At 75.6% G+C, this 24490-nt stretch carries 21 protein-coding genes; 8 read left to right on the plus strand and 13 right to left on the minus strand.

Annotated elements, in window-relative coordinates:
• The first annotated feature begins 11 nt into the window (after positions 1 to 11).
• The 3 genes from ACI78R_RS16485 to ACI78R_RS16495 are packed head-to-tail and all read left to right on the plus strand — an operon-like array spanning position 12 to position 3284.
• A complete protein-coding gene (locus ACI78R_RS16485) occupies positions 12 to 1187 on the plus strand; it encodes a glycoside hydrolase family 1 protein (protein WP_457041499.1) in 1176 nt (391 codons plus the stop codon).
• Positions 1187 to 2038 (plus strand): fumarylacetoacetate hydrolase family protein, encoded by an 852-nt coding sequence (locus tag ACI78R_RS16490; RefSeq protein ID WP_457041500.1) that lies wholly within the window; start codon positions 1187 to 1189, stop codon positions 2036 to 2038. The genes ACI78R_RS16485 and ACI78R_RS16490 overlap by 1 nt, the downstream gene beginning before the upstream one ends.
• A complete protein-coding gene (locus tag ACI78R_RS16495; RefSeq protein WP_457041501.1) occupies positions 2028 to 3284 on the plus strand; it encodes a DUF3500 domain-containing protein in 1257 nt (418 codons plus the stop codon). The genes ACI78R_RS16490 and ACI78R_RS16495 overlap by 11 nt, the downstream gene beginning before the upstream one ends.
• 67 nt (positions 3285 to 3351) lie before the next feature.
• Here the strand turns inward: ACI78R_RS16495 and ACI78R_RS16500 are convergent, their stop codons facing one another.
• The 10 genes from ACI78R_RS16500 to ACI78R_RS16545 form a co-directional block, all read right to left on the minus strand.
• The gene (locus ACI78R_RS16500; protein WP_457041502.1) at positions 3352 to 4668 is read right to left on the minus strand and encodes a hypothetical protein; all 1317 of its coding nucleotides are present in this window, start codon (positions 4666 to 4668) and stop codon (positions 3352 to 3354) included.
• A 55-nt stretch (positions 4669 to 4723) separates the two neighbouring features.
• Positions 4724 to 5560, minus strand: a complete 837-nt coding sequence (locus ACI78R_RS16505; protein ID WP_457041503.1) for an SDR family oxidoreductase — start codon at positions 5558 to 5560, stop codon at positions 4724 to 4726.
• A 66-nt stretch (positions 5561 to 5626) separates the two neighbouring features.
• On the minus strand, positions 5627 to 7099 hold the full coding sequence (locus ACI78R_RS16510) for a rhamnulokinase (RefSeq protein ID WP_336031772.1): 1473 nt from the start codon (positions 7097 to 7099) through the stop codon (positions 5627 to 5629).
• Positions 7096 to 9132, minus strand: coding sequence for a bifunctional aldolase/short-chain dehydrogenase (locus ACI78R_RS16515; protein ID WP_457041504.1), 2037 nt, complete (start codon positions 9130 to 9132; stop codon positions 7096 to 7098). The genes ACI78R_RS16510 and ACI78R_RS16515 overlap by 4 nt, the downstream gene beginning before the upstream one ends.
• Before the next feature lie 96 nt (positions 9133 to 9228).
• A complete protein-coding gene (rhaI, locus tag ACI78R_RS16520; RefSeq protein ID WP_073419250.1) occupies positions 9229 to 10413 on the minus strand; it encodes an L-rhamnose isomerase in 1185 nt (394 codons plus the stop codon).
• A complete protein-coding gene (locus ACI78R_RS16525; protein ID WP_336031766.1) occupies positions 10410 to 10772 on the minus strand; it encodes an L-rhamnose mutarotase in 363 nt (120 codons plus the stop codon). The genes rhaI and ACI78R_RS16525 overlap by 4 nt, the downstream gene beginning before the upstream one ends.
• A gap of 68 nt (positions 10773 to 10840) precedes the next feature.
• Entirely contained in the window at positions 10841 to 11929 is a 1089-nt protein-coding gene (rhaS, locus tag ACI78R_RS16530; protein ID WP_073419248.1) for a rhamnose ABC transporter substrate-binding protein, read from the minus strand.
• Positions 11930 to 11985: 56 nt separating this feature from the next.
• The gene (locus ACI78R_RS16535) at positions 11986 to 12999 is read right to left on the minus strand and encodes an ABC transporter permease (RefSeq protein WP_457041505.1); all 1014 of its coding nucleotides are present in this window, start codon (positions 12997 to 12999) and stop codon (positions 11986 to 11988) included.
• A complete protein-coding gene (locus tag ACI78R_RS16540; RefSeq protein ID WP_457041506.1) occupies positions 12989 to 14065 on the minus strand; it encodes an ABC transporter permease in 1077 nt (358 codons plus the stop codon). The genes ACI78R_RS16535 and ACI78R_RS16540 overlap by 11 nt, the downstream gene beginning before the upstream one ends.
• Complete coding sequence (locus ACI78R_RS16545) at positions 14062 to 15612, minus strand: sugar ABC transporter ATP-binding protein (protein WP_457041507.1); 1551 nt, start codon at positions 15610 to 15612, stop codon at positions 14062 to 14064. The genes ACI78R_RS16540 and ACI78R_RS16545 overlap by 4 nt, the downstream gene beginning before the upstream one ends.
• Positions 15613 to 15822: 210 nt before the next feature.
• On the opposite strand from ACI78R_RS16545, the gene ACI78R_RS16550 reads away from it, so the two are divergent.
• Genes ACI78R_RS16550 through ACI78R_RS16565 form a run of 4 tightly spaced genes read left to right on the plus strand, consistent with a single transcriptional unit; the run spans position 15823 to position 19734 of the window.
• Positions 15823 to 16854, plus strand: a complete 1032-nt coding sequence (locus ACI78R_RS16550; protein WP_073419246.1) for a LacI family DNA-binding transcriptional regulator — start codon at positions 15823 to 15825, stop codon at positions 16852 to 16854.
• On the plus strand, positions 16851 to 17624 hold the full coding sequence (locus tag ACI78R_RS16555; protein ID WP_457041508.1) for a (Fe-S)-binding protein: 774 nt from the start codon (positions 16851 to 16853) through the stop codon (positions 17622 to 17624). Before ACI78R_RS16550 ends, ACI78R_RS16555 begins: the two co-directional genes overlap by 4 nt.
• The gene (locus tag ACI78R_RS16560; protein ID WP_457041509.1) at positions 17621 to 19117 is read left to right on the plus strand and encodes a LutB/LldF family L-lactate oxidation iron-sulfur protein; all 1497 of its coding nucleotides are present in this window, start codon (positions 17621 to 17623) and stop codon (positions 19115 to 19117) included. The genes ACI78R_RS16555 and ACI78R_RS16560 overlap by 4 nt, the downstream gene beginning before the upstream one ends.
• A complete protein-coding gene (locus ACI78R_RS16565; RefSeq protein ID WP_457041510.1) occupies positions 19114 to 19734 on the plus strand; it encodes a LutC/YkgG family protein in 621 nt (206 codons plus the stop codon). Before ACI78R_RS16560 ends, ACI78R_RS16565 begins: the two co-directional genes overlap by 4 nt.
• On the opposite strand, the gene ACI78R_RS16570 is transcribed toward ACI78R_RS16565, so the two are convergent.
• The gene (locus ACI78R_RS16570) at positions 19731 to 20102 is read right to left on the minus strand and encodes a thioredoxin family protein (protein WP_073419243.1); all 372 of its coding nucleotides are present in this window, start codon (positions 20100 to 20102) and stop codon (positions 19731 to 19733) included. The two genes, ACI78R_RS16565 and ACI78R_RS16570, sit on opposite strands and share 4 nt — an antisense overlap.
• A gap of 131 nt (positions 20103 to 20233) precedes the next feature.
• Here ACI78R_RS16570 and ACI78R_RS16575 point away from each other — a divergent pair, with 131 nt between their 5' ends.
• Positions 20234 to 21526, plus strand: coding sequence for a PP2C family protein-serine/threonine phosphatase (locus tag ACI78R_RS16575; RefSeq protein WP_073419242.1), 1293 nt, complete (start codon positions 20234 to 20236; stop codon positions 21524 to 21526).
• Positions 21527 to 21560: 34 nt separating this feature from the next.
• On the opposite strand, the gene ACI78R_RS16580 is transcribed toward ACI78R_RS16575, so the two are convergent.
• Both ACI78R_RS16580 and ACI78R_RS16585 read right to left on the minus strand, forming a co-directional pair.
• Positions 21561 to 22376 carry an HDOD domain-containing protein gene (locus tag ACI78R_RS16580; protein ID WP_073419241.1) on the minus strand — a complete coding sequence of 272 codons (816 nt, stop codon included), beginning with the start codon at positions 22374 to 22376 and terminating at the stop codon, positions 21561 to 21563.
• Entirely contained in the window at positions 22373 to 24418 is a 2046-nt protein-coding gene (locus tag ACI78R_RS16585; RefSeq protein WP_457041511.1) for a putative bifunctional diguanylate cyclase/phosphodiesterase, read from the minus strand. The genes ACI78R_RS16580 and ACI78R_RS16585 overlap by 4 nt, the downstream gene beginning before the upstream one ends.
• Between the last annotated feature and the right edge of the window lie 72 nt (positions 24419 to 24490).

Consider the following 24490-nt stretch of genomic DNA (forward strand, 5'->3'; position numbering starts at 1 on the left):
GAGATCCGCCCATGACCGCCGCACAGTTCCCGGAGGGCTTCCTCTGGGGTGCCGCCACCGCCGCCCACCAGGTCGAGGGCGGCAACGTCAACAACGACCACTGGGAGGCCGAGCACGCGCCGCACTCGCCGTTCGCCGAGCCCAGCGGCGACGCCTGCGACTCCTGGCACCGCTGGCCCGAGGACCTCGACCTGGTCGCCGGCGCGGGACTCACCGCTTACCGGTTCAGCCTCGAGTGGAGCCGCATCGAGCCGGAGGAGGGCGAGTTCTCCCGCGCGGCCCTCGACCACTACCGCCGGGTCCTCGACGGCTGCCGCGACCGCGGCCTGGCGCCGGTCGTGACGCTCGTGCACTTCACCCAGCCGCGCTGGCTGCTGCACGACGGCGGCTGGACCGGGCAGAAGACCGGTGACCGGCTCGCCCGCTTCGCCGAGTACGCGCTGCCGGTGCTCGCCGACGCCGAGTACGTCTGCACGCTCAACGAGCCCAACCTCATGGCGGCCCAGCCGGTGATGGGCGCGATGGCGATGCGGGGCGAGGAGATCCGCGGCCTCCCCCGGCCCGACCAGGGCGTCGCCGAGGCCCTGCTCGGCCTGCACGGCCGGGCGATGGACGTGCTCCGCGGGAACGTGCGCGCCGCCGGCATGACGCTCGTCGGCCGCGAGCACCTCGCGGAGCCCGGCGGGGAGGAGCGGATGCGCGAGGAGCGCGCCGCGTTCGAGGACCAGTTCCTCGAGGTGGCCCGCGACGACGACTTCCTCGGCCTGCAGGTCTACACCGCCGCCCGCTTCGACGCCGGCGGCCTGGTCGCGCCCGCCCCGGAGCTGCAGACGCTGGCCCACGGGATGGAGCGCCGGCCGCAGGCGCTGGGCGCCGCCGTCGCCCGCGCCGCCGAGGTGCTGCCCGGCCTGCCGCTGCTCGTCACCGAGAACGGCATCGCCACCGCCGACGACGACGACCGCGTCGCCTTCACCCGCGACGCGCTGACCTCCCTGGCCGGCGCGGTCGAGGGCGGTGCCGACGTCCGCGGCTACCTGCACTGGTCGCTGCTGGACAACTTCGAGTGGATGCTCGGCTACCGGCCCACCTTCGGCCTGGTCGCCGTCGACCGGCGGACCTTCGCCCGCACGCCCAAGCCGAGCCTCACCTGGCTCGGCGAGGTCGCCCGCCGCAACGGGCTCGCCTGATGCGGGTCGTGGGCATCCGCCGCGACGGCGGGCCGGTGGAGGTGGCGGCGCTGTCGGAGGACGGCGCGACGGTGACGGTGCTCGCCGGGCTCGAGGAGTTCTGGGCCGACGCCGCCGGGCACCTCGCGCGCCGGGTGGACGGGGAGCCGGTCCCGGTCGGCGACGTGGGCTTCGTGCCGCCCGTGCTGCCCGGCGCCCGGGTGGTCTGCATCGGGCTGAACTACCTGAAGCACGTCGCGGAAGGCTCCTTCGCCGGCGACGGCGTGCCGCCGTACCCGACGCTGTTCGCCCGCTGGACGCAGTCGCTCACCGTCGACGGCGCGGAGATCCCGGTGCCCGCCGACGAGGACGGCCTCGACTGGGAGGGCGAGGTGGTGGCCTACGTCGGCTCGACGCTGACCGACGCGACGCCGGAGGAGGCGCTGGCCGCCGTCGTCGGCTACTCCGCCTTCAACGACGTCACCTCGCGGCGGGCGCAGAAGCTGACCAGCCAGTGGATCCTCGGCAAGAACGGCGACCGGTCGGGCCCGCTCGGCCCGCTGGTCCCCGCCGCCGAGGTGGGCGACCTGCGCGAGGGCCTGCGGGTGCGGACCCGGGTCAACGGGGAGACCGTCCAGGACGGGCGCACCGACGAGATGGTCTACACGGTCGGCGACACCCTCGCCCTCGTCTCGCGCACGTTCACGCTGCGCCCGGGCGACCTGCTGGCCACCGGCACGCCGTCCGGCGTCGGCTACGCCCGCACGCCCCCGTGGCTGATGCAGCCCGGCGACGTCGTCGAGGTGGAGGTCGAGCGCCTCGGCGTGCTCACCAACCGCATCGTGGGGAGCGGGGCGCGCCGTGCCCGGTGAGTTCCGGCGGTACCTGTTCCCGCACGACCACCCGCGCCTGGCGGAGGTCCGCGGGATGGACCCGTACGCCTACCGCGAGCACGCCCGCACGCCCGGGACCTTCACCGGCGGGCTGGTCGAGGGCTGGACGCCGCTGTACCTGGCGCCGTTCCGCGGGGTGACCGAGGACGGCACGCTGCGCCCGGAGGTGCACCGGTTCGAGCCCGCGCGCCCGGGCGAGGAGGCGCCGGTGGCCGCGATGGTGGCCGCCGCGGAGTCGCTGCTCTCCCTGCTGTCGGCCGAGGACCGCGCGCGCGTGTGCTTCCCCGTCGACGCGCCCGAGTGGCAGACCTGGGCCAACCCGGAGTTCATGCAGTTCGACACCGGCCTGCGCCTGGAGTCCCAGCGCGAGGAGGTGCGCGAGGCGGCGCTGGGCCTCGTGCGCGCGTCGCTGTCGCCCGAGGGCGCGGGCCTCGTGCACGCCGCGATGCTGGTCAACGGCTTCCTCGGCGACGTCGTCGACCTGCCCACCGTGCTCGGCGAGTGGAGCTACAACCTCGCCGTCTACGGCACCCCCGACCTCCGCGCGCCGTGGGGCTGGCAGCTCTACGGCCACCACTGCGCGGTCAACGTGCTGGTGGTCGAGGGCCGCATGGTGGTCTCGCCGGTGTTCGTCGGCGCCGAGCCCGACGAGATCGACGAGGGCCCGCACGCCGGGGTCGCCGGCCTGTTCGCCGACCGCATCGAGGCCGGCCTGTCGGTCATGGCCGCGCTGACGCCGGAGCAGCGGGCGGCCGCCACCGTCTACGAGCGGATGGTCGACCCGGCGATGCCGCCCGGCCGCGTGCACCCCGGCGACGAGCGGCACCTGGCCGGCGCGTTCCAGGACAACCGGGTGATCCCGGCCGAGGGCGTGCGCGGCGCGGACCTCTCGGCGGACGCCCGCGCCCGGGTGCTGCACCTGGTGTCGACGTTCGTGCGGCTGCTCCCCGAGGGCCCGCGGGCGGCGCGGCTGCGCGAGGTCGGGGCGCACCTCGACGACACGTGGTTCTCCTGGATCGGCGGGCACGCGCCCGGCGACGTCTTCTACTACCGGGTGCAGTCGCCGGTGGTGATCGCCGAGCTCGACCACCACTGCGGCGTCTTCCTCGACCACGCCACTCCGCAGCCGTTCCACGTCCACACCGTGCTGCGCACCCCGCACGGCAACGACTACGGCCGCGCCTGGGTGCGGCAGTGGCAGGCCGGGCACGATCAGGCCGGCTGATCGTGCCGCGTCCTGGCTCACGGTGGGCGGCGAGCCAGGACGCACCACGGTGAGCCAGGACGGGTGATCAGGCCTGCGGCTGCGCGTCCCGGTTCTGCGGCGCGTCGTCGGGCGGGCGCGGGTCCTCGACCTGCGGGTGCGGGTCGTCGCCGCGGTCGCGGGCGCGGCCGGCGCCGGGCAGGCCCGACACCACCTGGTGGACGTCGTCGACGAGCTCGAGCAGGGCGTGCAGGTCGGTCGGCACCCGCCCGAGGTCGGCGGTGGTCGGCAGGGTGCCGGCCTCCAGGCCGCGCAGCAGCCGCGGCGCCTGGTCGGCGAGCGCCGCGAGGACGGCGACCCGCTCCTCGGTGAGCAGGGCGGGCAGGCGGCCGAGGAGGGTGCCGAGCGCGCGGGCCGCGTCGTCGGTCAGCTCTCGGTTCAGCCGGGTCACGAGGTCGAGGACGGCGTCCGCGGTCCCCCCGTCGAGCACCTCCTCGACGCGGTCGAGGCGCTCGTCGGTCAGCAGCCCGTCCACCCGGGCGCCCAGCCGCGCGAGGCGCTCGTCCTCCAGCAGCGCGCCGGCGCGGTCCACCAGCCGCGGGACGCGGTCGGCGGCCAGCAGGTCGTCGAGCCGGCCCAGCAGGCGCAGCACCCGCTCGTCGGCCGCGAGGGCCAGCAGCGTGCGGACGCGCTCGTCGGCGGCGAGGTCGAGGGCCTGCTGCACCCGGTCGCCGGTCAGCAGGTCCAGGGTGCGGTCCACCCGGGGGTCGGTGAGGACGTCGAGGCTCCGGTCGACCCGCGGGTCGGTGAGCACGTCCAGGGTCCGCTCGACCCGGTCACCGGTGACGAGCTCGAGGGCCCGCACGACGCGGTCGTCGCCCGCGAGGTCCAGGGCGCGCTCCACCCGCTCGTCGGCGAGGTGGTCGAGCAGGCGGTCGACGCGGGGCAGCAGGTCGGCGTCCAGCAGCCGGTCGAGCCCGTCGGCGAGCCGGTCCAGCCGGCCCGAGGACAGCAGGCCGTCGACGGCGTCGAGGAGCCGGGGCACGACGTCGGCGCGCGAGCGCAGCGTGTCCACGGTCCGGGTGACCGCCTCGACCCGCTCCGGGGCGAGCGCGGCGCCGAGCCGGTCGACCAGCGCGCCCACGGTCGCGACCCGCTCCGGCGGGGCGACCGCGGCGAACCGCCGCACGAGGTCGGCCGCCACCTCCACCGCCTCCGGGCCGACCGCCGCCGCGCGGGACACCGCCGGCGCGGCGCCCTCGAGCAGGGCGCGGGTGCGGCGCAGGACGTCGTCGGCCAGCGGCAGCAGCGTCTCCGCGCGCGGCAGGGCCGCGCTCAGCGAGCGGACCGAGTCGGCGAGCGTCCAGGGCAGGTCGAGGAGGTCCGAGGGACCGGGCAGGCGCACGGGCGTCGTCTACCCGCGCCGGTGCCCCTGACGCCCCGACCGCCGAGCCCCTGCGTCAGCCGCGTGCGCGCAGCACCTGCTCCAGCGTGCGCGCCGGCCGGCCGAGCAGGTCGGGCACGGCGGGGCTGACGACGTCCAGCTCGCCCGCCGCGACGGCGGTGTAGGTGGACACCCACGCCTCCACCTGCCAGTCCGGCGCGCCGTAGGAGGCCCGCGAGGCGTACGCCTCCTCGAGCGTCTCGGGCACGTAGCGCACGTCCCGCCCGGTCGCGGCCGACAGCGTCGCGGCCAGCCCGGCGAAGGTGAGCGCCTCCGGGCCGGTGAGGTCGTACGTGCGGCCGGCGTGCGCGGCGGGGTCGCGCAGCACCGCGACGGCGACGTCGGCGATGTCGTCCTGGGCGACCGGCGCCACCCGCCCGTCGCCGGCCGGGCCGCGGATGGCGCCGTCCTCGCCCACGAGCACCGGCGCGAAGTCGGCGTAGAGGGAGTCGCGGAGGAACGTCGCGGACAGCCCGCGGGCGCGCACGTGCTCCTCGGTGGCCCAGTGGTCGCGGGCCAGGGTGAACGTGGCGTCCGGGGCGGCGCCGAGGAACGACACGTAGACCAGGTGCGCCACCCCGGCGTCGGCCGCGGCGTCGACGAAGGTCCGGTGCTGCTCCACGCGGTCGGGCGTCTCCGACGCCGAGACCATGAGCACCGTGCCGACGCCGTCCAGCGCGGCCCGGACCGCGTCCCCGTCGGCGTAGGGCGCGGCGACGGCGGTGGCGCCGGGCAGCCGGAGCGCGCGCGAGGTGTCGCGGACCAGCAGCCGCTGCTCCACCCCTGCGTCGGCGAGCCGGCGCGCGACCCGCCCGCCCAGCTGCCCGGTCGATCCGGTCACGGCGAGGGTCACGGGCGTCTCCTGACGGTCGGGGCCGGATGCCGCGTGCAACCGCCCGGCCCCGCCCCGCGTTCCCGCTCAGGACAGGCGCGCCTCCGCGGCGGCCCACCCGGCGTCGGTGCCCGACGGCCGGTACTCGACCAGGGACTGGGTGGCGCGCAGCAGCTCGCGCATCTCCCCCAGCCCGCCCTCGAGCCCGCCGAGCGCCCGCGCCTGCACCAGCGCGTTCCCCAGCGCCGCGGCCTCCACCGGCCCGGCCAGCACCGGCCGCCCGCAGGCGTCGGCGGTGAGCTGGCACAGCAGCGCGTTGCGCGCTCCCCCGCCGACCAGGTGGACGACGTCGACGTCGCGGCCCGACAGCTCGACGGCCCTCCGGACGGTGCGCCGGTAGGCCAGCGCGAGGCTGTCGACGATGCAGCGGACGGTCTCCGCCTGGCTCTGCGGCGGCGTCTGCCCGGTGTCGGCGCAGGCCTGCGCGATGCGGGCCGGCATGTCGCCGGGCGGGAGGAAGCGCGGATCGTCGGCGTCGACCACCGCGGTGAACGCGGGCACCCGCGCCGCGGCGGCGAGCAGCTCGGGCAGGTCGGCCGGGAGCCCGGCGGCGGCCCAGGTGCGCAGCGACTCCTGCAGCAGCCACAGCCCCATGACGTTGTGCAGGTACCGGACGGTGCCGTCGACGCCGAGCTCGTTGGTGAAACCCGCCGTCCGGCCGGCCTCGGTGAGCACCGGCCCGTCCAGCTCCACGCCGACCAGCGACCAGGTGCCGCAGGAGACGTAGGCGAACCGGTCGCCGCGCGCCGGGACGCCGACCACCGCCGAGGCGGTGTCGTGCGAGCCGACGGCGAGCACCGGCACCTCGCCCAGCCCGGTCTCGGCGCGCACCTCGGCGGTGAGCCGGCCGATCTCCTCCCCCGGCTGCACGAGGGCCGGGAGCAGGTCGCGCGGCAGGTCCAGCCGGTCGAGCAGGCCGGTCGCCCACTGCCGGGTGGTGGCGTCGAGCAGCCCGGTGGTGGAGGCGTTGGTGACCTCCGCGACCCGCGCCCCGGTGAGCCAGTGGGCCAGCAGGTCGGGGACCAGCAGCGCCTGCCGGGCGGCGGCGAACCGGGCCGTGCCGCGCATCGCGGCGAGCTGGAACACCGTGTTGAACGGCAGGTGCTGCAGCCCGTTGACCCGGTACAGCTCGTCGGGCGGGACGAGCGCGTGCACGGCCGGCACCGCCGTCTCGTGCCGGGCGTCGCGGTAGTGCACGGGGTTGCCGAGCAGCGCGCCGTCGGCGTCGAGCAGCCCGACGTCGACCGCCCAGCTGTCGATGCCGATCCCGTCCAGGCCCCGCCCGTCCGCCTCGTGCCCGGCCGCGCGCAGGCCGTCGAGCACGCCGGCGTACAGGCCGAGCACGTCCCACTGCAGCGTCCCCGCGGTGCGCACCGGCCGGTTGGGGAACCGGTGCACCTCGGTGAGGTCGAGCCGGCCGGGGCCGACCCGCGCGGCCATGACCCGGCCGCTGGAGGCGCCCAGGTCGACGGCCGCGAGGGTCAGCTCCCGGGGGCTCACCGGAGGAACGCGGCGGCGACGCCGGAGTCGACCGGGACGTGCAGGCCGGTGGTCCGGCTGAGCTCCCCGCCGGTGAGGGCGAAGACGGCGTCGGCGACGTGCTCGGGCAGCACCTCGCGCTTGAGCAGCGTGCGCTGCGCGTAGAACTGCCCGAGCTCCTCCTCCGGCACCCCGTAGACGGCGGCGCGCTGGGCGCCCCAGCCGCCGGCGAAGATGCCCGACCCGCGGACGACGCCGTCGGGGTTGATGCCGTTGACCCGGATCTGGTGCTCGCCGAGCTCGGCGGCCAGCAGCCGGACCTGGTGGGCCTGGTCGGCCTTGGTCGAGGAGTAGGCGATGTTGCTCGGGCCGGCGAACACGGCGTTCTTCGAGGAGATGTAGACGACGTCGCCGCCCATCCCTTGCTCGATCATGATTCGGGCCGCCTCGCGGGAGACGAGGAAGCTGCCCTTGGCCATGACGTCGTGCTGCAGGTCCCAGTCGCGCTCGGTGGTCTCCAGCAGCGGCTTGGAGATCGACAGGCCGGCGTTGTTGACCACCAGGTCGACGCCGCCGAAGGCGAGCACCGCCTCGCGGAACGCGGCGGCCACGGCCTCGGCGTCGGACACGTCGGCGGCCACGCCGATCGCGACGTCGGGACCGCCGATCCCGGCCGCGGCGTCGGTGGCCTTCTGCAGGTCGAGGTCGGCGACGACGACGCACGCGCCCTCGGCGGCCAGCCGCTCGGCGATGGCCTTGCCGATGCCGCTCGCCGCGCCGGTGACCAGCGCGACCCGGGTGGCCAGCGGCTTCGGCTTGGGCATCCGCTGCAGCTTGGCCTCCTCCAGCGCCCAGTACTCGATGCGGAACTTCTCGCTCTCGTCGATGGGCGCGTAGGTGGAGACGGCCTCGGCGCCGCGCATGACGTTGATGGCGTTGACGTAGAACTCGCCGGCCACCCGCGCGGTCTGCTTGTTGGCGCCGAAGCTGAACATGCCGACGCCGGGTACCAGCACGATCGCCGGGTCGGCGCCGCGCATGGCCGGCGAGTCCGGCGTCGCGTGACGCTGGTAGTAGGCGGCGTACTCGGCGCGGTACTCCTCGTGGAGGGTCTTGAGCCGCGCGACGACGTCCTCCACCGGCGCGGTGGCCGGCAGGTCGACGACCAGCGGCCGCACCTTGGTGCGGAGGAAGTGGTCGGGGCACGAGGTGCCGAGCGCCGCGAGCGGGGCGAGCTTCTCGCGGGACAGGAACTCCAGGACGACGTCCGAGTCGGTGAAGTGACCGACCTGCGGCTTGTCGGTGGAGGCCAGCCCGCGGATCACCGGCGCGAGCGCGGCCGCCTTCGCCCGGCGCTCGTCCTCGGGCAGCGCCTCGAAGCCGGGGACGACGGCGCCGAACGGCTCCGCCTTCCCCTTCTCGGCCAGGAACCGCTCGGCGGTCCGGATGACGTCCAGCGAGTGGGCCTCGGCCTCCTCGCTGGTCGCGCCCCACGCGGTGATGCCGTGGCCGCCCAGGACGCAGCCGATGGCCTGCGGGTTCTTCTCCTTGATGGCGGCGATGTCGAGGCCGAGCTGGAAGCCCGGACGGCGCCACGGCACCCAGACGACGCGGTCGCCGAAGCACTCGCGGGTCAGCGCCTCGCCGTCGGCCGCCGTCGCCAGGGCGATGCCGGAGTCGGGGTGCAGGTGGTCGACGTGCGCGGCGTCGACCAGGCCGTGCATCGCGGTGTCGATGGAGGGGGCGGCGCCGCCGCGGCCGTGCAGGCAGTAGTCGAACGCGGCGACCATCTCGTCCTCGCGCTCGACGCCGGGGTAGACGTCGGCCAGCGAGCGCAGCCGGTCCAGCCGCAGGACGGCGAGGCCCGCCTCCTGCAGCGTGCCGAGGTCGCCGCCGGAGCCCTTGACCCACAGCAGCTCGACCGGCTGCCCGGTGACCGGGTCGGTCTCGGTGCCCTTGGCGGAGGTGTTGCCGCCGGCGTAGTTGGTGTTGCGCGGATCGGCGCCCAGCCGGTTGCTGCGCTCGAGCAGCTTCCGGACGACGGGGTTGGTCACGGGGGTGCTTCCTTCCGGTGGGAACGTGCTGGAACGGCCCGGCCGCAGGGACCCGCGGCGCGCGGAGCGTGGCGTGGGGGGCGGTCGGGTCCTTGCTCAGGCGCCCCAGGAGGCCTGGGTGCCGCCGACGCGCTCACGGGCGATGCGCTCGGCGTGGCCGGACCGCGCGTAGGCGGCGTACGGGTCGGCGTCGAGCCCCTTGCTCTCGCGGAGCTCGGCGAGCAGCGGGCGGACGTCGGTGGAGAAGGCGTCGGTCAGCGCGCCGTGCGCGCCGAGCACGTCACCGGACTGCTGCGCGGCGGCCAGCGCCTCGCGGTCGACCAGCAGCGCCTTGGCGGTGGCCTCCTGCACGTTGGTCACCGAGCGGATCTGGCCGGGGATCTTCGGCTCGATGTTGTGGCACTGGTCGAGCATGAAGTTGACGCCGGAGTCGGGGCGCAGCGCGTCGGCGGCCACGATCTCGTTCATGATCCGGAACAGCTGGAACGGGTCGGCCGAGCCGACGATGAGGTCGTCGTCGCCGTAGTAGCGGGAGTTGAAGTCGAACGCTCCGAGGCGGCCGGCCCGCAGCAGCTGCATGACGATGAACTCGATGTTCGTGCCCGGCGCGTGGTGGCCGGTGTCGAGGACGACGGTCGCCTGCTCGCCGAGGGCCAGGCAGTGCAGCAGCGAGGTGCCCCAGTCGGGGATGTCCATCGCGTAGAAGTAGGGCTCGTAGAACTTGTACTCGAGCAGCAGCCGCATGCCCGGGTCGAGCTGGGCGTAGATCTGCTGCAGGGAGTCGGCGAGCCGGTCCTGGCGGCCGCGCAGGTCGTCCTGGCCGGCGTAGTTGGTGCCGTCGGGCAGCCACAGCTTCAGGTCCGTGGAGCCGGTGGCCCGCATGACGTCGATGCACTGGGTGTGGTGCGCGATCGCCTTGTCGCGCACCCGCTTCTCCGGGTGGGTCAGCGACCCGAGGCGGTAGTCGTCGTCCTGGAACAGGTTGGAGTTGATGGCGCCGATCGAGACGCCGAGGTCGGCGGCGTGGGCGGCGAGCTTGCCGAAGTCGTCGACGAGGTCCCACGGGACGTGCAGCGACACCCGCGGCGCGGCGCCGGTGTAGCGGTGCACCTGCGCGGCGTCCTCGATCTTCTCGAACGGGTCGCGGGCCACCCCGGGCTGGCCGAAGACCTTGAACCGGGTGCCGGAGTTGCCGAACGCCCACGAGGGCAGCTCGATGGTCTGCTCGGCCAGCGCGGCGAGGGCGGCGGCCCTGCGGTCGGGGGTGCCGGGGTCGGTCACGAGGGGTCTCCTGGAGCGGCGGTGGTGGGTTCGCCGAGCGCGGTCAGCTGGGCGTCGAGGTCGAAGACGAGGGACAGCTCGGCCTTGCCGGAGCCGTCGCCGGTGACGAAGAAGGGCGCCATGGAGGCCTCCCAGCGGGCGCTCACCTCGGTGGCGTCCACGGCGGCCTGGGCGGCGGCGAGGTCGTCGGTCTCCACGACGCCGACGAGCAGGCCGTCGTCGCGGAGGTAGAGCCGGTAGTCGTGCCAGCCGGCGTCGCGCAGCGCGCGCAGCATGTCCGGCCAGACGGCCGCGTGCCGCTCGCGGTACTCGGCCAGCCGGTCGGGGCGGACCTGGAGGGTGAACACGGCGCGGGGCACGCGGGGGTCCTCTCGGGAGGGGGTCCCCGCCGCCGCCCGCCGGGGGCCGGCGGCGGCGGGGAGACGACTCAGAAGTCGAAGTCGTCGATGTTGTCGGCGCTGAACACGGTGGGCTCGCCGAGGACGACGACGCCGTCGGCGCCGATCTCGTACTCGCCGAGGTCACCGGCGGTGAAGGTCTCGCCCTCCTCGCCGGTGATCTGGCCGGCGGCCAGCGCGGCGCCGGCGTACGCGGCCAGGTAGCCCAGGTCCTCGGGGTTCCACAGCGCGAAGGCGGTGACGGTCCCGTCCTGGACGAACTCGCGCATCTGGTTCGGGGTGCCGAGGCCGGTCAGCGCGACCCGGCCCTTGTACTCGGAGCCGGACAGGTAGCGCGCCGCGGCGGAGATGCCGACCGTGGTGGGCGAGATGATGCCCTTGAGGTCGGGGTAGGTCTGCAGCAGGCCCTGGGTCTCCTGGAAGGACTTCTCGTCCTCGTCGTCGCCGTAGACCGTCGTGACGATCTCCATGTCCGGGTACTCCTGGGCGGCGTACTCGGTCATGAGCTCGATCCAGGTGTTCTGGTTCGTGGCGTTGGCGGTGGCCGACAGGATCGCCACCTGGCCCGTGCCGCCGATCTGCTCGGCCATCGTGTCGATCTGCGTCTGCGCGATGCCCTCGGCGGTGGCCTGGTTGATGAACAGGTCGCGGCACTCGGGGTCGGTGTCGGAGTCGAAGGTGACGACGCTGGCGCCGCCGCTGCGGGCCTGGTCGAGCGCGCTGCAGATGGCGTTCGGGTCGTTGGCCGAGGTCAGGATGACGTCGGCGCCCTGCTGGGTCAGCGTGTTGATGTAGCTGACCTGCGAGGAGGCGCTGGCCTCGGACGGGCCCACCTGGCTGAACTCGCCCTCGATCTCGCCGACGGCCCGCTCGGAGCCGGTGGCGGCGACGTCGAAGTACGGGTTGTTCAGCTGCTTGGGCAGGAAGGCGATCGCGAGGTCCGCGGGGATCTCGGCGTCGGGGTCGGCCGAGGCGCCGGCGGCGTCCCCGCCGCCGGAGCTGCCCTCGTCCTCGCCGCGGGTGGTGCCGCCGCAGGCGGCCGTGGTGAGCACCATGGCGGCCACCGCCAGGCCGGTCAGGCCACCGCGCACGCGGCGGCTGGTCAGGAACAGCGACATCGGGGTCCCTCTCTTCGGGTGGATGGGGTGGTGCGGTGGTGCGGATCGGGGGGGGGTCAGGCGGGGGCCCGGCGTCGCCGGCCCTTGACCCGGGCGGCGACCTGCGGCGCGACGACCGCGGTGATCAGCAGGACGCCGGTGACGATGTTGAGGACGTCGGAGGGCACGTTGACCAGCTGCAGCGCGTTGCGGACCGAGGCCAGCAGGAGCGCGCCGGCGATGACACCGAGCAGGCCGCCGCTGCCGCCGAAGATGGACACGCCGCCGAGCAGGATCGCCGCGATGACCTGCAGCTCGAGGCCCGTGGCGTTGTCGGCGCGGGCGCTGCCGTAGCGCAGCGTCCAGTAGACGCCGCCCAGGGCGCTGACGACGCCGGTGACGACGAACAGCCAGAGCTTGGTGCGGGCGACGTCGATGCCGCTGAACCGGGCGGCGTCCTCGCTGTTGCCCATGGCGTAGAGCGAGCGGCCGATCGGGGTGGCGTGCAGGACGACGGCCGTGACCGCGACGAGCACCAGCAGCGGGACGACGACGGTCGGGATGCCGGTGGAGCCGATCGAGCTGATCGCCCAGGTGGTCCAGGCCCGCGGGAAGTCGGCCACCGCCTGGTCGCCGAGGACGACGAACGCCAGGCCGCGGTAGAGCGCCAGGGTGCCGATGGTGACCGCCAGCGAGGGCAGGCCAAGCCGCGTGACGAGGAAGCCGTTGACCGCGCCGAGCACGCCGCCGAGCACGAGGAGCAGCGGGACGATCGCCTCGAGCGGGAGGCCGGCCACCCACAGCTGGCCCATGACCGCGCTGCACAGGCCGACGGTGCTGGCCACCGACAGGTCGATCTCGCCGGTGACCACGACGAGCGTCAGCGGCAGCGCGATGAGCGCGATGACGACGACGTCGAGCAGCAGGAAGCCGGCGTTGCGGGTGCTGGCGAAGCCCTCGACGGAGAAGGCGGCGACCACCAGGAACAGCACGAGGAACGTGGTGATGACGCTGCCGCTGGGCAGGGTCGGCCCGCGGCGGGCGGGCGCCGCGGCGGCCGGGGCCGGCGCGGGCGGGGTCTCAACGGTCACGGCGGGCGTTCCTCCCCCGGAGACGGGCGGCCAGGCGCAGCTGCAGCGCCCGGTCGAGGGCGATGGCGGCGAGGATCAGCCCGCCGACGGCGGCGTCGCGCCAGAACGGGTCGAGGCCCAGCTGCGGGAGCGCGGTGCCGATCGTGGTGAGCAGCAGCGCGCCGAGCGCGGCCCCGTAGACCGAGCCGCTGCCGCCGAAGATGGCCACGCCACCGACGACCGCGGCGGCCACGACGAACAGCTCCTGGCCGGTGCCGGCGGTGGTGTCCAGCGTCTGGAACCGGGCGGCGTAGAGCACGCCGGCCAGGCCCGCGAGGGCGCCGTTGACGACGAAGGCGGTGAGCACGCGGCGGCCGACCGGGATGCCCGACAGCCGCGCCGCCTCCGGGGCGGAGCCGATGCCGTAGAGCTCGCGGCCGCTGCGGAAGGTGCGCAGGTAGTAGCCGACGACCAGCACCACGACGACGGCGACGAGGAAGAGCACCGGGACCCCGAGCAGGCGGGCGGTGCCGAGCGACTTGAACCCGCCGGGCAGGTCGGCGGCGTTGATCTGCAGCCGGTCGGCGCTCGACGCCCACAGCGAGTCCAGGCCGCGGAAGGCGTAGAGCGTGCCCAGGGTGACCACCAGCGAGGGCACCCCGGCGACGGCGACGATGGCGCCGTTGAGCAGGCCGCACACCGCGCCGACGGCCATGCCGGCGAGCACCACGACGACGACCGGCGTGCCCGGCGCGACCACCATCAGCGTGCCCGAGGCGTAGGCCGACAGGCCGAGCACCGAGCCGACCGACAGGTCGACGTTGCGGGTGATGATCACCATCGTCTGGCCGGCGGCGAGCACCGTGAGGATCGCCGCGGACAGCAGCAGGTCCCGGACGTTCTGCCCCGACAGGAACCGCGGGTTGGCCACGACCGTGGCCACGACCAGCAGGACCAGCGCGGCGACGATGCCGAGCTCGCGGACGACGACGAGGCGCTGGACGAGCGCCGAGCCGCGGCGGCCGGTGCGCTCGGGGGCGGCCAGCTCCTCGGGCAGCGGCGCGGGCTTCGTGAGGGGCGCGCTCACCGGGCACCTCCCGCGAGGGAGCTGCCCTGGCCGGTCGCGGCCAGCATCACGCTGTCCTCGTCGGCGCGGGCGCGGGGGATGTCGTCGACGAGGCGGCCCTCGGAGACGACGAGGACGCGGTCGGCCATGCCGAGCACCTCCGGGAGCTCGCTGGACACCATGACGACGGCCAGTCCCTCGGCGGCCAGCTGCGACAGCAGCCGGTGCACCTCGGACTTGGTGCCGACGTCGATGCCGCGGGTGGGCTCGTCGACGATCAGCACGCGCGGCTCGGTCGACAGCCACTTGGCCAGGACGACCTTCTGCTGGTTGCCGCCGGACAGCGTGGACACCGGGTCGGAGAGCTTCCCGGCCTTGACCTGCAGCCGCTTGGACCACTCGGCGGCCTGGGCGCGCTCGGTGCGGGAGCTGAGCAGCCCGGCCCTGGCCAGCTTCCAGCGCCGGGTGAGGGTGGCGTTCCTCTCCACCGAGAGCTCCATGACCAGGCCCTGCTGGCGGCGGTCCTCGGGGACCAGTGCGAGGCCGGCGGCCATGGCGACGGCGGGGCTGCCGCCCCTTAGCTCCTCCCCCGCGACGCGGACGGTGCCGGCGTCGTAGGGGTCGACGCCGAAGACGGCGCGCACGATCTCGCTGCGGCCGGCGCCGACGAGGCCGGCCAGGGCCACGATCTCGCCGGCCCGCACGTCGAAGGAGACGTCGGAGAACACACCGCGGCGGGTCAGGCCGCGCACCTCGAGCACGACCTCGCCCGGGGTGACGTCGGTCTTCGGGAACAGCGAGGAGACCTCGCGGCCGACCATCCGGCGCACGACGGCGTCGACCGTGAGGTCGCGGGCGAGGTCGGTGGAGACCCACTGGCCGTCGCGCATGACGGTGATCCGGTCGCACAGGTCGAAGACCTCGTCGAACCGGTGGGAGATGAACAGCACCGCCGCACCCGAGTCGCGCAGCGACCGGGCGACGGCGAACAGCCGCTCCACCTCGACGCCGGACAGGGCCGCGGTGGGCTCGTCCATGACCAGCACCCGTGCGTCGAACGACAGCGCCTTGGCGATCTCGACCATCTGCTGGTCGGCGATCGACAACCCGCGCGCCGGCCGGTCGGGGTCGAGGGCGACGCCGAGGCGGTCGAACAGCGCCCGGCACCGCTGGGCGAGGCCGCGGCGGTCGATCCGGCGGCCGGACAGCAGCGGCTGGCGGCCCATGAAGATGTTCTCCGCGACCGACAGGTCGGGGAACAGCGTCGGCTCCTGGTAGATGACCGCGATGCCGGCGGCCCGCGCGGCGGCGGGGTCGGCGAGGGTGACCGGCTGCCCGTCGAGCAGCACGCGGCCGGTGTCGGGACCGTGCACGCCGGCGAGGATCTTGACGAGGGTCGACTTGCCGGCGCCGTTCTCGCCGACGAGCGCGTGGGCCTCCCCCGCGCGCAGCTCGAGCTGCGCGCCGCGCAGCGCGGCGACCGCGCCGAAGCTCTTGCCGACGTCCTCCAGGGCCAGGACGACCCCGCCCTCCGCCGGCGGCGCCGCTGGCGCCGGGGCGTGGTCCACGACGACCACCTCCGTTGTGAAACGATTCAGACGACCTGTGGCGCAGACCATAGGGGCCGGTTCGAGAACGTGTCAACGCCCTCCCTGCGGCCGTTGCGGGACCGCGATCCGGCACGGCACCGCGCCGTTTGACACGTTTCAGCGCAGCAGCGACCATCACTGCCGACGGGTGTCCCCCATCACCCCGTCCGACCAGCGCGAGGAGGCGCCGTGGCCGCGAGCATCCGCGACGTCGCCGAGCACGCCGGGGTGTCGGTGGGCACCGTGAGCAACGTCCTCAACCGGCCCGACGTCGTCAGCGCCGCCACCCGCGAGCGGGTGCTCGACGCGATCGCCGCCCTCGGGTTCGTGCGCAACGAGTCGGCCCGCCAGCTGCGCGCCGGGCACAGCCGGACCATCGGCCTGGTGGTGCTCGACATCGCCAACCCGTTCTTCACCGACGTCGCCCGCGGCGTCGAGGACGTCGCCAACTCCGCCGGCCTCGCGGTCATCCTGTGCAACTCCGACGACCGGCCGGAGAAGGAGAGCGCCTACCTCGACGTGCTCGCCGAGCAGCGGGTGCAGGGCGTGCTCATCACCCCGACGGCGGAGCTCTCGCCCCACCTGCAGACGCTGCGTCGGCGCGGCGTCCCGGTGGTGCTCGTCGACCGGCGGGCGCCCGGGCCCGACCAGTGCGCCGTCGCCGTCGACGACGTCCTCGGCGGCCGGCTGGCCGCCGAGCACCTGCTCGAGCGCGGACACCGGCGGATCGCCTTCATCGGCGGCGCCTCGGGCCTGCCGCAGGTGCAGGAGCGCCACGCGGGCATCGAGACCGCCGTCCGGGACGCCACCGGGGGCGACGACGCGCTCGTCGTCTTCTCCCCCGAGCAGCTCACCGTCGACGCCGGCCGCGAGGCCGCGGCGCGCATCGTCGGCATGCCCGCCGCGCGCCGGCCCACGGCGGCGATCTGCGCCAACGACCTCATGGCGCTCGGGGTGCTGCAGGAGATGGTGCGCCAGGGCGTGCGGGTGCCCGACGACTTCGCGATCGTCGGCTACGACGACATCGACTTCGCCGCCTCGGCCGCCGTGCCGCTGACCAGCGTGCGCAAGCCACGCCAGGCGCTGGGCTCCCGGGCCGCCGAGCTGCTGCTCGACGAGGCCCGCGGCGGGGAGCACGCGCACGTGCAGGAGGTCGTCGAGCCCACGCTGGTGGTGCGCGAGTCGAGCATGGTCTTCCGCGATCGAGAGGGGACCCCGTGAGGGTCGCGCTGTTCGCCACCTGCCTGGTGGACACGATGGTGCCGCAGGTCGCGCGGGCCACCGCGACGCTGCTGCAGCGGCTGGGCCACGAGGTGGTCGTGCCGCCGTCGCAGGCCTGCTGCGGGCAGATGCACGTCAACACCGGCTACCGGCGCGAGGCGGTGCCGATCATGGCCAACCACGTGCGGGCGTTCGCGGGCGCCGAGGCCGTCGTCGCCCCCTCCGGGTCCTGCGTGGCCTCGATCCACCACCAGCAGGCGATGGTCGCCCGGCGCGCCGGGGAGCACGCCCTGGCCGACGACACGGAGGCGCTCGCGGCCCGCACGTACGAGCTGAGCCAGTTCCTCGTCGACGTCCTCGGCGTCACCGACGTCGGCGCCTACTACCCGCACCGGGTCACCTACCACCCGACCTGCCACTCGCTGCGGATGCTGAAGGTGGGCGACCGGCCGCTGCAGCTGCTGCGGGCGGTGCGCGGCCTCGACCTCGTCGAGCTGCCCGGCGCGGAGTCCTGCTGCGGGTTCGGCGGCACCTTCGCGGTGAAGAACGCCGACACCTCGACGGCGATGCTCACCGACAAGATGGCCGCCGTGCTGTCCACGCACGCCGAGGTCTGCACCGCCGGCGACGCGTCCTGCCTGATGCACATCGGCGGCGGGCTGTCGCGGCTGCGCTCGGGCACGCGCACGGTGCACCTGGCCGAGATCCTCGCCTCGACGGAGGAGAACGTGTCCCCCACCCAGACCACCGCCCCCGCGGTGCCCGCGTGAGCGCCTCCCCGCTGGCCCCCGGCGCCCCGCGGTCGGGCACCACGTTCCTCGGCCTGCCCACCGCGCCCCCCGGCGTCGGCCACCTGCGCGGTGACCGGCCCTTCCCCGACGCCGCCCGCACCGCCCTGCGCGACGGGCAGCTGCGCGCCAACCTCGGCCGCGCCACGACGACGATCCGCGGCAAGCGCGCCGCCGTCGTGTCGGAGGTGCCGCACTGGGAGCAGCTGCGCCAGGCCGGCAAGGCGCTCAAGGCCGCCACCATGGCCCGGCTCGACGAGCACCTCGAGGAGCTCGAGCGGCAGGTGACCGCGCGCGGCGGCACGGTGCACTGGGCGCGCGACGCCGCCGAGGCCAACCGCATCGTCACCGAGCTCGTGCGGGCCACCGGCAGCTCCGAGGTGGTCAAGGTCAAGTCGATGGCCACCCAGGAGATCGGCCTCAACGAGGCGCTGGAGGCCGCGGGCATCGAGGCGGTCGAGACCGACCTGGCCGAGCTGATCGTGCAGCTCGGCGCGGACTCCCCCAGCCACATCCTGGTGCCGGCGATCCACAAGAACCGCTCGGAGATCCGCGAGATCTTCAGCCGGACCATCCCCGGCGTCGACCCCGGGCTGACCGACGACCCCCGGCAGCTGGCGATGGCCGCCCGCGCCCACCTGCGCGAGCGGTTCCTGCGCGCGCGGGTCGCCGTCAGCGGGGCGAACTTCGCCGTCGCCGAGACCGGCACGCTGTCGGTGGTCGAGAGCGAGGGCAACGGCCGGATGTGCCTGACGCTGCCGCAGACGCTCATCACCGTCATGGGCATCGAGAAGGTCGTGCCGCGCTGGGCGGACCTCGGCGTCTTCCTGCAGCTGCTCCCCCGCTCCTCCACCGGCGAGCGGATGAACCCCTACACCTCGACCTGGGCCGGCGTGACGCCCGGCGACGGGCCGCAGGAGTTCCACCTCGTGCTGCTCGACAACGGCCGCACCGCGGTGCTCGCCGACGAGGTGGGCCGCGAGGCGCTGCACTGCATCCGCTGCTCGGCCTGCCTGAACGTGTGCCCGGTGTACGAGCGCACCGGCGGGCACGCGTACGGCTCGGTCTACCCGGGCCCGATCGGGGCGGTGCTGTCCCCGCAGCTGACCGGCGTCGAGGACAACGCCTCGCTGCCGTACGCCTCGTCCCTGTGCGGCGCCTGCTACGACGTCTGCCCGGTGGCGATCGACATCCCCTCGATCCTCGTGCACCTGCGCGCGGAGCACGTCGAGGCGCAGGAGCAGCCCACGGCGGAAGCCGTCGCCTTCCGAGGACTGGCGAGGGTGATGAGCAGCCCGCGGCTGTGGCACCTCGCCCAGCGCGCCGCCGGGCTCGGCCGGCTGCTCGCCCGCGGGAAGCCGACACTGCCGGCCGCGCTCCCGCCCCCGGCGAGCGCCTGGACCCGCACCCGCGACCTGCCCACCCCGCCGGGGAGGACGTTCGTGCAGCAGTGGAACGAGGAGCACCGGTCGTGAGGGCGCGCGAGGAGGTGCTCGGGCGGATCCGGACGGCGCTCGGCGAGCAGCGCCCGTCCGTCGCCGTCCCGCCGGTGCCGGCGCCGCGCGAGCTGCCGGCCGGCGAGCTGCTCGACCTGCTCGCGGAGCGGGTGGAGGACTACCGCGCCACGGTGCTGCGCTGCGCGCCCGGCGAGATCGGCCCGACCGTCGCCCGCGGCCTGGACGCGGCGCTGGGAGGCGGCTGGGACCCGGCGGGCGTCGTCGTCGCCCCCGGGGTGCCGGCCGCCTGGCGGCCCGACGGCGCGACGGAGGACGACGGCCGGCCGCCGGTCGAGCTGGCCGCCTTCGCCGCGACCCTCACCGGCGTCGCGACGGCGGTCGCCGAGACCGGCACCCTGGTGCTCGACGGCGCGCCGCTGTCGGGGCGGCGGGCGCTGTCGCTGCTGCCCGACGTCCTGGTGTGCGTGGTCGAGGCCGCGCAGGTGGTGCCCGACGTGCCCGACGCGCTGGGCCGGCTCGACCCGGTCGCGCCGCTCACGATGGTCAGCGGTCCGTCGGCGACCAGCGACATCGAGCTGCAGCGCGTCGAGGGCGTGCACGGCCCGCGGACGCTGGTGGTCGTGCTCGCCGGCTAGTGCTCCTGGCGCAGCGGCTCGGGGTAGACCGCGCGGACGGCCGGCATGTCGAGCGCGCGGATGGTGTCGACCAGCAGGTCCAGGGAGTCGGCCGGGAGCCAGCCGGGCTCGGCGAACACCAGCACGCCGTCGCGGTAGGCCATGAGCGTCGGCGCCGACCGCACGCCGAGCTCCGCCGTCAGCGCCTCCTCGGCGCCGGTGTCGACGGCGGCCAGGCGCAGGTCCGGGTGGCGCGCGGCGGCCGCGTCGAACACCGCGCTGAACGCCCGGCTGCTGCCCGAGCGGTCCGTGCGGAAGTCGACCAGCACGATCCCGGGCCCGGCCACCGCGTCCGCGTAGCCGCCCGCGTCGAGCACCTCGGTGGTCATGGCGCACCTCCCGTCCGCGTCCAGTGTGGCCCGGGGGACGGCGCCGGGCACGATCTCGTTCCGGCCGGTGCGGGCTGCCGTACCCTCCGTACCCGGCACGTGCGGGGACCGCGGGCCGGGACGGAGCCTGGGTGAGGACACCGACCGACGACGGCGGAGCCGGCGTCGAGCGCGACCGGTTCCGCTACCTGGCCGAGGTCACCGAGTCCCTCACGCAGAGCCTCGACACCGGCACGGCCGCCGACCAGCTGGCCCGCCTGGTGGTGCCGCGGCTGGCCGACTGGGCCACCGTCACGCTGCTCGCCGGCGACGGCGCCCCCGGCAGCTCGGCCCGCGCGCACCGCGACCCCGGCCTGCTCGACGCCGTCGACACCTACCTCGCCGGGCGGGTCACCGCCCCGCGCGACCAGTCCGCGCTGGCCTCGGCGCTGCTGTCCGGCGAGCCGGTGCACCTCACCGCGCTCGAGCCCGACCTCGGCCCCGAGTCGCTGCCGGAGGGCCCGGTGCGCGCCGCCTGGGACCGGCTGGACCCGCGCTCGAGCCTGTTCGTCCCGCTGCAGGCGCGCGGCTCCGGCTTCGGCGTCCTCTCCCTCGTGCGCTGCGGGGACCGTCCGCCGGCGGGGCCGGACGACGTCGCGCTCGCCGTCGAGGTGGCCCGCCGCGGCGGGCTGGCGCTGGACAACGCCCGGCTGTTCGGCCGGCAGCTGCGGGTGGCCGAGACGCTGCAGCACAGCCTGCTCACCCCGCCGCCGCAGCCCGCCGGCCTGGAGCTCGCCGTCCGCTACCGGGCCGCGGTGTCCCAGGACCTGGTCGGCGGGGACTGGTACGACGCGTTCGGCCGCCCCGACGGCGCCACGGTGCTCGTCATCGGCGACGTCGTCGGCCACGGGGTGGAGGCGGCCGCGGCGATGGCGCAGCTGCGCAGCGCCGTGCGGACGCTGGCCTACGACTCCCCCGACGGCCCCGCCGGCACCCTCGACCGGGTCGACCGGGTGCTCGCCGGCCTGCACGTGGGCACGCTGGCCACCGCGCTGGTCGCCCACGTGCTGCCGCCCGACGGGACCGGCCCGCGCCGGGTGCTGCGCTGGTCGTCGGCCGGCCACCTGCCCCCGCTGGTGCTCGACGCCGGCGGCGGGGTGCGGACGCTGGCCACCCCACCCGAGCGGCTGCTCGGCGTCGACGAGCCCGGCACCCGCCGGGACCACGAGGTGGCGCTGGAGCCCGGCGAGACGCTGGTGCTGGTCACCGACGGGCTGGTGGAGGTCGGCCGGCGGGACATCGACGAGGGCATGGCCGCGGTCGCCGGGGCGCTGGCGGGGCTGTCCCGGCTGCCGGCGGACGCGCTGTGCGACCGGCTGCTCACGCGGGTCCTGCCCGACCGCACGGACGACGACGTCGCCGTGCTCGCCGTCCGCGTGCTCTGACCGCGGGCGCCGACGGCCGGCCCGACCGGGCGGCTCAGCCCAGCAGGGCCAGCCGCAGCTCCTCGGCCTCGGCGCGCACCCGGTCCACGACCAGGTCCAGCGCGTCCTCCTGCAGCAGGCCGCCGCACAGGCGCCCGACCGGTACCGGCCGGTGCGGCCGGCCCGAGAGCCGGGCGGCGACCTCGGTGGCCACGCGCAGCAGGGCCCCCTCGGGAGCGGTCAGGTCGTCGGCGAGCTCCAGCGCGGTCACCATCCGCTGCGGGAAGCCCCAGTGCCGCAGGGCCAGGGCGCTCAGCCGCAGCGCGTGCACGCCGTAGCGCCGGGTCTCGGCCAGCCGGCGGGCGGGCGCGTCCTCCGCCCCGGCCACGAGCGCGGGACGGCCCTCCGGGTCCTCGTGGTGCAGCAGCGCCGCCCCGATCTGGGACAGCATGCCCAGGCACAGGGCGTCGGGCGGGCGCTCGCCGAAGCGCGGCGCGAGCGCGGCCGCCGCCTGGGCGACGTGGGTGCTGGTCAGCCAGAAGTCCTCCGGCAGCGCGGACTCGTCGCCGAGGTCGGTGAGGGCGACGGTCGCCATCGTCCGCACGGTCATGAGGCCGACGACGGTGACGGCGAACTGCAGCGAGGTCACCCGGCCGCACATGCCGAAGTAGGCGGAGTTGGCCAGCTTCATCACCCGGCCGGCCAGCGCCACGTCACCGGCGAGCACGCGGGCGAGGTCGCGGGCCCCGGCGTCCTCGGCGCTGGTCATGGCGACCAGCTGGGCTGCCACGGGCCGGCTGGCGGCGAGCGTGTCGATGCGGGCCAGGAGCCGGTCGACGTCGAGCGGGACCGGGGTGTCGAGGACGGTCACGGGGTCTCCCGTCGGGCGGCGAACCAGGCGGCGCAGTCGGCGCCGGCCATCGGGCGGGCGTGCAGGAAGCCCTGCAGGTGGGTGACGCCCAGCCGGGCGAGCTCCCCCGCCTGGGCGTGCGTCTCGACCCCCTCGGCGACCGTGCTCAGCCCCAGCGTCCGGGCGAGGCCGATGACCGCCGCGGCGATCGCGTCGCCGCCGGTGGTGAGCTCGGCGACGAAGGAGCGGTCGACCTTCAGGCAGTCGACCGGCAGGTGCCGCAGGTAGGCCAGCGACGAGTAGCCGGTGCCGAAGTCGTCGATCGCGAGGTGGACGCCGAGGTCGCGCAGCCGCTGCAGGACCTCCCGGGCCGCGGCCGGGTCGGTCATGAGCGCCGACTCGGTGAGCTCGATCGACAGCCGCTCGGGGGTGAGCCCGTGCCGGGTCAGGGCCGCGGCGACGCGGCCGGGCAGCGAGGCGTCGAGCTGCAGCGCGGACACGTTGACGTTGGCGCGCCGCGGGGCGGCGTCGCCCAGCTCGGCGTCCCACGCGGCCAGCTGCCGGCAGGTCTCGTCGAGCACGTGCAGGCCGAGCGGCCCGATGAGCCCGCTGGTCTCCGCCAGCGGGACGAACTCCTCGGGGCTGACGGCGCCGCGCTCCGGGTGCATCCACCGCGCCAGCGACTCGACGCCGCTGGGGCGCCCGTCCGCGGCGGAGAGGATGGGCTGGAACCACACCGCGATGCCGCCGCCGGAGATGGCGTCGCGCAGGTCGGCGACCAGGGCCAGCCGCTCGCGGGCGGCCACCCGGGCGCGCTCGTCGAGCACGGCCACCCGGCCCTTGCCGCCGGCCTTGGCCTGGTACATGGCGATGTCGCAGTCGCGGACGAGGTCGTCGGCGGTGACGTGCGCGCCGGTCTGCACGGTGACCCCGACGCTGGTGGTGGGCCGCACCTCCACACCGCTGAGCCGCACCGGCAGCGCCACGGCCGCGACCAGCCGCTCGGCGAGGAGCACCGCCTCGGCCTCGTCCACCGACGTCGCGACGACGACGAACTCGTCGCCGCCGAAGCGGGCGACCAGGTCGCCGGGCCGGACGGCGGCGCGCAGCCGGTCGGCGACCTCGACCAGCAGCACGTCGCCGGCCGCGTGGCCGAGGGAGTCGTTGACCACCTTGAAGTCGTCGAGGTCGAGGAAGAGGCACGCCAGGCCTCCGGCGCCCGGGGTGAAGTGCTCGGCGATCCAGCCGGACAGCAGGGTGCGGTTGGGCAGGCCGGTCAGCGGGTCGTGGTTGGCCTGGTGGGCCAGGCGCGCCTCGAAGGCCATCCGCTCGGTGACGTCCTCGAGCGTGGCCACGAAGCCGGCGCCCACGCCCGGGGTGGTCACGTGCGACAGGCGCAGCACCGCCGTCCGCACGTCCCCGTCGGCGCGCACCACGCGCACCGAGGTGACGCCGTCGGCGCCCTCGAGGACGCCGGCGACCTGGTCGACGACGTCGTCGATGTCGTCGGGGTGCAGGAAGTCCAGCCAGCCGACGCCGAGCAGCTGCTCGGCGCGGGCGCCGACGAGGGCGCACATGGCCTCGTTGACGTGGGTGAGCCGCATGCCCTGCTCGCTGAGCAGCAGCGGCACCGGCGAGCGCTCGGTGACCGCGGCGAAGCGCCGCTCGTGGGCGTCGGCGGTGGCGCGCAGCGCCCGCTCGAGCTCGTCGGCGGTGGAGATGACGCGGAGGGTCCAGCGGGTGCCGGAGGGCTCGGGCATGGCGACGACGACGGCCTCGACCTGCTCCCCGGTCGCCCGCCGCACCGGGGCGGTGAGCTGCGCGGTGCGCCCGGAGTGCAGCAGCGCGTGCAGCACGTCGGGCGCCACGCCGGGGAGGAAGGAGCGCAGGTCGTGACCGCGGAGGTCGGCGGCGCGCGCACCGAGCAGGCGGGCGGCGCCCTCGTTGGCCCAGCTGATGGGCAGCGCCCCGCTGCCGACGGCGTCGACGACGAGGAGGGCCGTCGCGTCGACGGCGGTGGCGCTGTAGGTGGGGGTGCCGGGTGCCGCCGTCGCTGCCGTCACGCCGCCACCTTCTCTCCTCCGGGGACGGCATCCGCCGTCCGGGACCAGGTCGCCCAGAGCCGGCCGGGCATC

Source organism: Geodermatophilus sp. SYSU D01106 (assembly GCF_054049995.1).